This window comes from Njordella aestuarii (assembly GCF_056494165.1).
In genome coordinates, this window is sequence record NZ_CM151397.1 from 5,981,298 (window position 1) to 5,992,752 (window position 11,455).

The following is an 11,455-nucleotide window of genomic DNA, read 5'->3' on the forward strand; positions in this document are numbered from 1 at the left end:
CTTCCTGGCATTCATCGCGTGGAGCATGAAGCCTGATATTAGACGAATCGTTTTGCTTTTTGACGACCAATTTTCGCGAACAGTCATTGCTAAAGTATGTGTGGGATAGCCGGCGGAATTTGGTCATCACCCCATCTCAGTATCGGGACCGATCTTCTTGATCGAATGACTGATTCCTTGATTCATCGTGGTCCGGACGATCGAGGAACTTACCGACGCGAGATGTCCGCCCCGTCAGCTGCATCCAATTCAACGCAACAGCCAGCGGTCGGCGTCGGGCTCGGATTTCGGCGGCTTTCGATCATCGATATTGCAGGCGGCCACCAACCTCTCTCGAATGAAGATGGCACAGTTCACGTCGTATTTAATGGAGAGATCTACAATTTTTTGGCCCTGAGACGGCGACTTGAGGGAGCTGGGCACCGCTTCTCGACGCATTCCGATACAGAAACAATCGTCCATCTTTACGAAGACATCGGGACTGAATGCTTTGCACACTTCAATGGCATGTTCGCTATTGCCATCTGGGACCAGCGGTTCAATCGCTTGATTTTAGCTCGAGACCGTGTTGGGAAGAAACCATTATTTTACGCGCATCAGCCCGAACGAACTGTTTTTGCAAGTGAGCTAAAGAGCTTGGTCGAAGTGCCTAACATTGATTTGGATATAGATCCAACAGCCATCGACCACTACCTAACCTATCAGTATGTTCCGCATCCTTTCAGCATTTACAAAGGCATACGCAAGCTTCGGCCTGGTCATTTCGCTGTCGTTGAAAATGGCAGCTTCACAGAGCAGCAATACTGGAATGTCGATTGGTCGCAAACATCTCAACTATCGTTGCCCGACACGATCGAAAAGATTCGAGAAACGCTCATCGACAGTGTCCGTGTTAGGCTACGAAGCGATGTGCCGCTAGGTGCCTTTTTATCAGGTGGTGTTGATTCTTCGCTGGTGGTCGCAATTGCACAACGTGAACTCAAGCAGCCTGTCCAGACCTTCGCGATTGGGTTCTCTGAATCGGATTTTGATGAAACGCATTATGCCCAGATGGTGGCGGACCATGTTGGAAGCGAACATCGTCGATTTGTTGTAACGCCAGACGCCGTTAGCATACTCGACCGACTGATTTATCAATACGACGAGCCGTTTAGCGATTCGTCGGCCATTCCAACTTGGTATTTGTGCGAGCGGACTCGGGAGAAGGTGACCGTGGCGCTCAGCGGCGATGGGGGGGATGAATTGTTCGCTGGTTATGACCGCTATCGAGCGCTAGTTTTGTCCCAACGTTTTCGACGCTTTGTGCCCGCCGGATGGATCAAAAATTCGAGGCTTTTAAAGCGGCTGGGCGATGCTGGTAACCGGCGTTCATTTTTGCGCAGACTGCGACGTTTTAGTGAAGCCCTCGACCAGCCGGCTCCAGTTCGCTACTTGAATTGGTTGCAAATATTCGGGGAGGCATCGCGGCTGGAACTCTACCAAGATGCCTTCGTCGAACAGCTTCCGCCAATCGATCCACTCGATTTCTTGCTCCAAGCTTGGAATCGCGTCGGTGCTCGCGACCTCGTCAGCCAGTCTTCTCTTGCTGATTTGCAAACTTACTTGCCCTGCGACCTTATGACCAAAGTCGACATAGCTTCGATGTCACATTCGCTTGAAGCCCGACAGCCGTTCCTCGATTACCGGTTAATGGAACTTTCAATTGGCATTCCTGGGGCGTGGAAGATGCGCGGAGGGCAAGGGAAGGTCTTGCTTCGAAAGGCTTTTGACGATCTACTACCAAAAGAAATTTGGAACAGGAAAAAAATGGGCTTTGGTGTACCCATTGCTAAGTGGTTCAGAAACGAGCTTCGAAAGACGTTGACTGATACTCTGCTAGCCCCGGACTGTCGTATCAATTCGATATTCCAGCCAGATGCGATTCGTGCCCTGGTGGAAAACCACTTGAACGGACGATCCAACGAGGGGTATCGGTTATGGAATCTTTTCGTGCTTGAATTGTGGATGCGGCGATGGAAGAGCTAAACGCAACCGCTGCGGTCATCATACAACCGTTAAACTTCGGACTAGCGTTACGTTTTTGGCAACACTCAAATTCGTTATAGCTTGTATGTTGAAGCAGTTTTGCTTGAGTGACATCTTTGATTGCATAATCGTCGATACAACGATTGATACTATTCGGCTTCATCCGCATGCTCTAAAAAAGCCTCGGTGAAGCTCAACAAATGTGCATCTGATGTAAAGGCACCATTTTGATGAAGGATACGTTGGCAGTTGTGCTCGCTGGTGGTAAGGGTACTAGACTTGAACCGCTGACGTTAGACCGTGCGAAACCGGCCGTACCATTTGGTGGCTGTTATCGGATCATTGACTTTGTTCTTTCGAACTGCCTCAACAGCGGGCTCCGAAAGATTTTGATGTTGACCCAGTACAAGGCGATGAGCCTGGACCGGCATGTCAACGTCGGTTGGCGACAGTACTTCTGCCGTGAGCTCTCCGAATTCCTCGACATCCTGCCGCCGCAGCAACGTATCGACGAAAGCTGGTACCGCGGTACCGCTGATGCGGTTTATCAAAACATTTACTCTATCGAGCGTGAAGCGCCGAAGCACGTTTTGATCTTGGCGGGCGACCATATCTATAAGATGAATTACAAGTCGATGCATGACTTTCATCTTACGAACAACGCCGACGTCACGATCGGAGCGCTTACTGTCCACAAGAAGGATGCCGATCAATTCGGCGTAATGGCCATTGATGCCGACAACAGACTGCGAGGCTTCGAAGAAAAGCCACGCAATCCAAAAACGATTCCAGGCAGCGACGACCAGTGCCTGGCTTCGATGGGCATTTACCTTTTCAATTCCCAGTTCCTGCTCGATCAACTGTGTAAGGATGCTGCCAAGAGCGAATCGCAGCGAGATTTTGGAAAGAACGTTATTCCGTCGATCATCGATTCTAGCCGTGTCTATGCATATCCGTTCCGCGATGAAAACGGAAAACAAGATTCCTATTGGCGAGATGTCGGAACATTGGACGCTTACTACGAAGCGAACATGGATCTGATCAACATCGATCCGCTGCTAAACTTGTACGATCAACACTGGCCGATTCGTACGTTTTTGCCTAACTTGCCACCTCCGAAATTTGTATTCGGCTCCAACGATCATGGCGACAGGCGCGGTTTCGCCATGGACTCCATGGTCTGTTGCGGCAGTGTCATCAGCGGCGGTTCCGTCCAACGCAGCATTATCGGGCCGGGCAGTCGCGTAAACAGTTATGCCTCCATCACGGACAGCATCCTCTTTGATGGCGTGACAGTTGGACGCCATGCCGAGATTCGTCGGGCGATCATCGATAAGGGAGTCGACATTCCGGCTGGCATGAAAATAGGCTTTGATTTGGAAGCCGATCGCCAACGTGGATTTTCGATCACGGAAAGCGGTATTGTTGTTGTTCCTAAAAATAACCACTTCACCAATTTCGATACGATTCACCACCCGCACACGAAAGTCGGCTCGTCGCACTTGACGTCTAACATGCTCAATTCGACCACGCAGGCTCGTGCGCAACGTTAGATCATCTCGAGACAGGAAGTACTCTAAGTGGTCGGTGACACAACTGTTTTTTTTACTGGAATTTTGATCGGCACCACGCTGCTGGTCATTGGTCTAGCTATTGGTTGGTTTCTCGGCCGTCGTGCCACCGTTCCCGTCGCGGAAAAGAGCGAGAGTTTTGAACAACGTCAGGTGCTCGACTTTATCCGCAACTTTGCAGCTTGGACAAGCGAGTTCGCTGGCGATTTTTCCAAATACCAAGCCAAACTAACAACCCTTTCTCAAACCGCAGAATCGAAAGCGACCGACGCTACTCGGGACGACGTCAAGCAATTACTCGGTGAAATCCTCAACGCCAACCGAAGCCTCCAATCTCGGCTCGACATGGCTGAGGTTCGCTTGGAGCAGCAAACCCGCGAACTTTCAGAATACCTAACAGAAGCTCGTACAGACGCACTGACAGGACTGGCAAATCGTCGAGCGTTCGACCAGAACATCGATGAGTATTTTAAGCTTTACCGCGAAAAGAAAATCGTCTTCTGCTTGGCACTACTCGACATCGACTATTTCAAGAGTATCAACGACAACTGTGGTCATCCAGTAGGAGATGCGGTACTAGTTGAAATTGCAATTCGTTTAAAACAGTTCGCAGGCGAGAATTTCAAAGTAGGACGATATGGCGGTGAAGAATTTGCTATCATCGTGCCAGCCAATCTTAAAGCTGCGGCACAGCATATCGAGCGATTGCGTAAATCGATCGCAGATCGCCCCGTCGTACATGAGCAACGTTCGCTCCGTGTAACTGTTTCTTGCGGTGTTGCCGAAGTTCAAGTGGACGAACGCTTGGGCGGGCTCTTTCGACGATCCGATGAGGCGCTCTATTCAGCGAAGATTGGCGGGCGCAACCGTGTGTTCTTGCACAACGGTATCTTGTGTGAACCCTTTGGTAATCCTGGACCACCAGAAACTGCGCGTTTTACGAAACAGGCTGAAAACACCTCTAGCAACTCTGAACCGGCAGATGACCCACTGTTGCTGGCGAAACAACGGCTTCAGAATCGCTTTGACGAGATCGTAGCTAACGAATTGAAGCGACCGCCTTCGAAATAGTCGCGATCAAGCCATCTCGGTCCCAAACGATTGGGCCAAGCAATCTGGGCGAAATTGACCGGCCGTTCGAGAACGCCCCGTGTCAAGGTCTACCATCGTTACCACGGCGGGTGCAAACAATCCTGGATCAACCTTATAAAAGTCGTGATCGTATTCCGCGAATATCTCCGCGAAAGGCTTGCCCCAATCGCGAGAGCGACTGCTAGGCATCTGGTCAACAAGGCTCATCAGATCGCTGTTTCCTTTCACCCATAGCGTCACTGCCCCACCGTACAAAATTGCATCGTTCGTTCTGCCAAGCGCCGTCGAAAAGTCGATCGCGGGCGGTGGAATAGGAGCCCAGCCGATAGCCGATTTGACTGCGTTTAACTCTCCCCCTAATTCATGCAGTTGGTGCAACGCCGTTTCCACACTACGCGCCACAATCTGGGCGACTCCCGCCATGGAACGCGTCGGCGCCACACACAGTGCGATTTGGTTGACTGGCACTCGGCATTCGGCAGAGATATGTTGCGCGATCTCACAGTTCGGCAACGTGTCGACTTCCATGATCCCAATAGCGACATCGCTATCATCCTGAAATCCCAATTGTACAAGCAACTTCTCGCGACCTCGCTTGCAACGCATTGGCCCTGAGCCCATCGCGAAGAACTTGCCAACTTTGACGGGCCAACCAGCATACTGTGAAGCCATGCAGGCTAGCACGGGCGCATCGGTCGTAACCTGCAGCGAGGGCAATGGCCCCAAACCCAACTGAGGGTTGGATGGCACCAATTCAGCTGTTCCCAAGTCTGACATACACAGCTTTGCAAACAGAAGTCCTGCTTGCAATGACCCAATCGCCTGAACACCAAAATCATAAACCATGGCCCCACATGCCAGTTGGTGTTTTTCGATGCGATAACTTGCCAGCATTGGCTCAGAGCGTTTCAAGAGCAAGCTAGCTTGTTCGTTTAGCCGGACATGCATCTCATTCATCCTTCGGTATCCTCCGACTGAGAATCTTGCTCGGCTGCATCATCTCGCAAAGCCGTCAATTTAGAGCGTTCCTGAAAGTGTGGATGCCCCGCCGCATCGGGTACTCCTGCAAATTCCAGGTACTTTCGCTCTTGGTGCCGCATAATATCAACGGAAGAGTCATCCGAATCCTCGTACCCAATCAGGTGCAATGCCCCGTGAATGGTGTAAAGCAGCAGTTCAGTTCCCCCATCCCATGGTAACTCTTCTGCCACAGCCTCAGCCGTGTCGCGACTCACCAGCAACTGCCCGTCTAGGCTCTCCTGCTCGTCCGACAGCAGGAACGATATAACGTCTGTCGGCCAGTCATGATCCAAGTACTTCTGATTGTACTGCTGGATCGTCGGATCATCGAAAATTGCGATCGAAAGCTCCCCAACAGTTACGCCGTGATCGACAAATAGCTGCTGGAGAGTCGACTCGATTCGCCGCTGCTCTTGCTCTGTTAGCTGTTGTGACGGATGCTCATCGACAAAGCTTATTTCGACAGCCATGGCGTTCCTTCCAAGTTATGCCGAATGGATCGCGCGACCATCGACAGCGAGCGCCGCTTCATGCACAACTTCTGAAAGGGTCGGATGAGCATGGCAAGTTCGCGCAACGTCTTCGCTGCTAGCGCCGAATTCAATGGCCGCAGCCGCTTCGGCGATCAAATCACCAGCTCGGGCGCCAATGATGTGCACACCCAAGACGCGGTCCGTTTCTTTGTGCGCCAGGATCTTCACGCGACCTTCGATATCACCCAGTGTTCGGGCGCGACCATTTGCACCGTAAGGCGAGACACCTTTACGGAACGGAACGTTTTCACTCACCAGTTGCTCTTCGGTTTTACCAACGGTAGCAATTTCAGGATGCGTGTACACGATTGCAGGGATGCAATCGTAATTGACGTGCGATCCAATGCCGTTCATCTTCTCCACACAAACAATGGCTTCTTCCATCGCCTTATGAGCGAGCATCGCGCCTCCGATCAGGTCGCCGATTGCAAATAAGTTCTTTACGCCAGTCTGATAGTTCCCATCAACAGCGACGTAGCCACGCTTGTCGGTTTCCAGCCCAATGTTTTCAAGGCCGATGTTGTCGCTGTTGGGCACGCGACCGGTAGACAGCAATACCTTATCGCATTCAATCGGATCCTTCCCTTTACATTTCACCACGCAGTGCTTGCCTTCAACTTTTGCGCTTTCCACCCACGCGCCGAATTGAAAGTCCAAGCCTTGGCGGGCGAAGACGCGTTGAGCAATCTTGGCGATTTCTTGATCGAGCGTTGGCATCAGATGATCCATCGCTTCAAGCACTGTGACTTTTGCGCCCAAGCGATTCCAAACGCTTCCTAGCTCCAATCCGATATATCCGCCGCCGATCACTACGAATCGTTCGGGCACTTTATCAAGTGACAATGCCATGGTGCTATTACCAATATTCACACCATCTTCTTCGATACCTTTCATGTTGACCGGTCGTGAACCGGTCGCGAGGATAACCTTCTTCCCACGCAGCAATGTCGGCTCGCCGTTAGGAGATTCGACCAACACCGAATCAACGTCGCGCATCTTCCCTCGCCCATTGTAGCCGTCGATCTTATTCTTCTTGAATAGCATGCCGATGCCGCCGGTAAGGGCCTGGACGACTTTGTCTTTTCGCTCCATGAGCTTTGCCAGATCCAGCTTCACGCCGGAGACTTCGATACCATGCGTCCCGAGCCCGTGTTGAGCTTCCTCGTACAGGTGGCTCGACTCCAACAACGCCTTGCTAGGGATGCAACCAATCCGCAGGCACGTCCCTCCAAAAACTGGGTTTTCGTCGACGCAGGCAACGCGCATCCCGAGCTGCGCTGCTCGGATCGCGGCAACATATCCCCCTGGACCGCCCCCAAGGACGACTAAATCGTATTCAATCGTTTTCATTTCACCTGTCTCTGGCATTCGCTATGGCAGCAAAACGCGTAGTTTCGAGTAATTTTTGTCATGCAAAGCCCGCTGGCTGTGCGGTCTTTCCATGATCTAGGAATCAAGATCCAAGCATAGCTCTACTTCAGCAATCTCCATAGATCCGGTGGCGAAATTTGCCATTCACAATTACTATGCAGGTAACGATTCCTGCGATCCATACGCAGACAATTCCCGCCTTAGCCTTTTCCTACCCAATTTTTGCTGACGATAAACATGCATTTTTCCCGATTCATTTTTATTGCGACTCTTGTCTCTCTAACTAACTCGATTCTAGCTGCTGGTGCTGATGCTCAAGAGTCGGTTTTTCCGGACAAAAACTTGGAAGCAGTCGTACGCAAAGAAGTATTTTCGAAACGCACTAACGAAGAACCGATAACCGCCGATGATGTGAAGAACATCTCTCAAATCGTAGGCAACAAGGCCCAGATCGAATCACTCGAAGGTCTCCAGCATTGCAAAGCGATCATGCGAATTGAGTTAGCGGGCAATGCGATCAACGATCTCTCTCCACTCGCTGAATTGACCCGATTGCAATCGATAGATCTCGCCGAAAATAAGATCGAGAGCCTGGAACCGCTCGCGCAGCTAACCAACATTCAGTACCTGCGTCTAAACAATAACCAAATCGGCGACATAAAGCCCCTGTCAGAGATGAAGAACATGCGCGCGCTGTATCTGGAAGGAAACGCGATTAAGAGCTTGGAGCCGATCGCCGAACTGAAGAAAATCACTTCCCTGTACGCTGGCAAAAACAACATCGAAAATTTCGCAGTTGTCGGTAACCTACACTGGCTCAGTTCACTCAATCTCAGAAGCTCCAATATTCAAGACTTGCACTTTTTGAAGCCATTGCAGGAAGTTCGCGTTTTAAACCTCAGTGACAACAAAATCGAAGACCTCACACCATTGATCGAAATGTGTAAAGCAGACGTTGAAGATCGTCGAAGGTTTGCCCCATACCTCCGATTACATATCGATAACAATCCCATCGTTAACGACGCGTCTGCCCTCGCACAGTTGCGAGATTATGGTGTACGGATCTTTGACGGCAACGAATCGAAGCCGGAAACTAGCCAGTAACGAACATTGTTCACAGCCGGAAACAACATGGCCAAAGTCACACGGGATAACGTCGTCGAACAGCTTCGCTGGCGTTACGCCGTCAAACAATTTGATCCTGAAGCGAGGATTGCAGATGAGGATTGGGATGCACTAAGGACATCGGTCCATCTTACACCAAGCAGCTTTGGACTTCAGCCATGGCGATTCATCGTGGTCACCAAAGCTTCCATCAAACAACAATTGCGAGGCGTCTCTTGGGGCCAAGGTCAAACGGTAGATTGCTCACATCTCGTGATTATGGCTGCACAACAAACAATTGACGAAGAACACGTCGATCGCTTTCTCCGGAAAGTCGCTCTCGAAAGGGGTGTAACGCAGCAGTCCTTGCAAGGCTATCGCCGTGTCATCCTGCAGTTTGTCAATGACATGCCCGTCAACACACTTCCAGCTTGGACTGCGCGACAGGTCTACATCGCGCTGGGACAGCTAATGACTGCAGCTGCCATGATGGGTATTGATGCATGCCCAATGGAAGGCATTGACACTGAGGCTTACGACAAGATCCTTGGCCTTGATCAGACTGGGTTTTCGACCGTGGTGGCATGTGCGCTGGGATACCGAGCGGAAACAGATGCGTCCGCAACTCAACCTAAAGTTCGCTTTGATATAGAAGAAGTGTTTCAACACTTCGAGTAAACGCTGTTTACGATCAGAGCCGTGATTATTCCGCTGGCGCTTCGGCTGGAACATCTGCAGCAGAAGATGCTGGTGCATCTACAGGTTCGGGTGCTGGCGTGGTGCCATTTTCAAAATTCACAATGGCGACTTCCATCTCGCGTACGTTGGAGTCTTGAAGATACTTCTGCATCTGACCACGCGTGATCTCAAACATTTTGTCGATGCTGCGCTGCGTGCGCAGCGGAATTGAGTTCCCTTCCGAGGTGGATAGGATTCGCTGTTGGATAGCGTTCAAGTCCTCGGAGAACGAATTATAGTCTTTGACTTGCTTGAGCTCGTCCAGCAATTTTTTGGCTTCTTCTACGTTGGCACTACCGAGAGCGTTTTCGATTTTTCTGCGGAGCAAAAGTCGTCGTGCAACGACATCCAAGATTTGTCCTTCTACACCCTTAATAAACGCTTCAGCTTCCAACCGCTTGCTGTCGTCGGGCAAATCTGCGATCTGAAGAGACTCCAAGCCAGTCACTACAGGTAATTTAGCCAACAGCCGATTACCATTCTTGACATAGTAGAAATATAGCGGCGCATTGGCTTGTAACTGAATCATCTCCGGCTTCGCCTTTTCGGCCACCTCCGGCGCAGTCACTGGCTTCGACTCTCCTTCGGCCGGTGTCCCCTCATTGTTTGGTGTTGATGCTTCCGGAGTGGCTGCTTCGGCCACATCCGATGCGTTCGCTTCCTTTGTAGCAGCTTTCTTCTGAGGTTTTTCATACTGCACAGTTGGGAGCGACTCGTAGGCAATCGATATAATCCCGCGCCAGTCAGATCGTCCCACCAATTCTAAATCTTCTGTACCTGGCGTCCGTCGGTAAACAGCGCAGCCCGGCACAATGCCTCCTCGAGGTCCCGCAATCTTTAACTTCAAATCTGTTTGTTCATGCACTGGCCGTACTAAGGTCGCCAGTTTGCGCAATCTTCTGTTGGGCCTACCTTGGAGCGGATTACGTACTCCAGAAAAAATCGCGCAGTTAAATTTGGCATCGGCCCCGTCACTAACGACCATGAAAGTCCAAGGAATGTACTGAATCAGACTCGGCTCGCCACTGCGATCGTCGCGTCGCACAATGGGTCGAAGAACGTCTCCGGTTCCAATATGGCAAGGGTGATTGGGGTCACTAATTAACGCACCGGCCCGAACTCGCGTCACAGCCATTGTCGCATCTGCGCTTTCTAGTCGCACATAAGGTACAAAAACCGAACGCGCGAGACTGGCGATTCGCTTACCGACCAGAGAATCAAATGCGAGCCGCGAATCAACTTGAAGCCCAACACTGCGAAGAACACAATCGATCTCACGCAACTCAATCTTTAATCCGACACTGTCTCTAGTGATCGCTACCGCAATGATCTTGTCGTATTGATTTAAAACCGACTGCAAGTGCCAGGGATACACCGCCGGAAGGGAACGGACTTCTTTACTGTTTGCTTTGGCGAAAGCGCGTGAGACGATCGCAATGGGTATCTCAGCATTTGCGAGCGCAACAGCTACAGGGTCGTTGCCCTCGATGTTTGAGGTAGGCCCGCTAAACGGCTTGAGGCGTTCGGCGAAGACTGGAAAAAACTCGTTTGATTCACGTGCGGCCAGAAGGTTATTTCGAAAACTCTGCAAACTAGACGAATTGATCGCAACTTCGCTGAGATTCTCAACCGCTGACTCCATTGTTCGGGCATCTTTACCTTCTGCGTGCTTTCGCGATGTAGCGATCACTAGCTCCCGCCCCAGGAGAGTGTCTAATTTTAGGCTGCCCAAAGAATAGAGCACATCGGCGGAAAGCGACGGAGGTGTCGGAGTGCAGCTTACCGTTGCCGCAGCACCAAACGTTCTATCCAAACTATCGACTATCTGACGCTGGACGTCGTCGTGCTCACGTGCATCCCAACCAAGAGATGGATCGACAGACAGCCAACAATGAATTCGATAGGGGTTGTATTCCCAAGGTATATCTTGAGCACTGCAGCGAGAATGGCCCAGTGCAAACACAAGAACTGTGGATAAGAGCATGCCCAATAAGCATTGCC

Annotated in this window: 9 protein-coding genes; 5 read left to right on the forward strand and 4 right to left on the reverse strand. The window is 51.0% G+C overall.

The window, feature by feature from the left end; translation table 11 throughout:
• Positions 1 to 96: 96 nt before the first annotated feature.
• The 3 genes from asnB (at position 97) to SH451x_RS23365 (ending at position 4,667) form a co-directional block, all read left to right on the forward strand.
• On the forward strand, positions 97 to 2,025 hold the full coding sequence (gene asnB / locus SH451x_RS23355) for an asparagine synthase (glutamine-hydrolyzing) (RefSeq protein ID WP_479359655.1): 1,929 nt from the start codon (positions 97 to 99) through the stop codon (positions 2,023 to 2,025).
• 230 nt (positions 2,026 to 2,255) lie between these two features.
• Positions 2,256 to 3,578, forward strand: coding sequence for a glucose-1-phosphate adenylyltransferase (gene glgC / locus SH451x_RS23360; RefSeq protein ID WP_479359657.1), 1,323 nt, complete (start codon positions 2,256 to 2,258; stop codon positions 3,576 to 3,578).
• A 27-nt stretch (positions 3,579 to 3,605) separates the two neighbouring features.
• Positions 3,606 to 4,667 carry a GGDEF domain-containing protein gene (locus SH451x_RS23365; RefSeq protein ID WP_479359658.1) on the forward strand — a complete coding sequence of 354 codons (1,062 nt, stop codon included), beginning with the start codon at positions 3,606 to 3,608 and terminating at the stop codon, positions 4,665 to 4,667.
• Positions 4,668 to 4,673: 6 nt separating this feature from the next.
• Here SH451x_RS23365 and mch read toward each other — a convergent pair whose 3' ends face one another.
• The 3 genes from mch to lpdA are packed head-to-tail and all read right to left on the reverse strand — an operon-like array spanning position 4,674 to position 7,591.
• Positions 4,674 to 5,636: a methenyltetrahydromethanopterin cyclohydrolase gene (mch, locus tag SH451x_RS23370; RefSeq protein ID WP_479359659.1), complete on the reverse strand. Its 963-nt coding sequence runs from the start codon at positions 5,634 to 5,636 to the stop codon at positions 4,674 to 4,676.
• A 5-nt stretch (positions 5,637 to 5,641) separates the two neighbouring features.
• Positions 5,642 to 6,178 (reverse strand): rRNA maturation RNase YbeY, encoded by a 537-nt coding sequence (gene ybeY, locus SH451x_RS23375; protein ID WP_479359661.1) that lies wholly within the window; start codon positions 6,176 to 6,178, stop codon positions 5,642 to 5,644.
• A gap of 15 nt (positions 6,179 to 6,193) precedes the next feature.
• Positions 6,194 to 7,591, reverse strand: a complete 1,398-nt coding sequence (gene lpdA / locus SH451x_RS23380; protein WP_479359663.1) for a dihydrolipoyl dehydrogenase — start codon at positions 7,589 to 7,591, stop codon at positions 6,194 to 6,196.
• Positions 7,592 to 7,849: 258 nt separating this feature from the next.
• Here lpdA and SH451x_RS23385 point away from each other — a divergent pair, with 258 nt between their 5' ends.
• Positions 7,850 to 8,716, forward strand: coding sequence for a leucine-rich repeat domain-containing protein (locus SH451x_RS23385; protein ID WP_479359665.1), 867 nt, complete (start codon positions 7,850 to 7,852; stop codon positions 8,714 to 8,716).
• 27 nt (positions 8,717 to 8,743) lie between these two features.
• On the forward strand, positions 8,744 to 9,394 hold the full coding sequence (locus SH451x_RS23390) for an NAD(P)H-dependent oxidoreductase (RefSeq protein ID WP_479359666.1): 651 nt from the start codon (positions 8,744 to 8,746) through the stop codon (positions 9,392 to 9,394).
• 25 nt (positions 9,395 to 9,419) lie between these two features.
• On the opposite strand, the gene SH451x_RS23395 is transcribed toward SH451x_RS23390, so the two are convergent.
• Positions 9,420 to 11,438 carry a hypothetical protein gene (locus SH451x_RS23395; RefSeq protein WP_479359668.1) on the reverse strand — a complete coding sequence of 673 codons (2,019 nt, stop codon included), beginning with the start codon at positions 11,436 to 11,438 and terminating at the stop codon, positions 9,420 to 9,422.
• Positions 11,439 to 11,455: the final 17 nt, after the last annotated feature.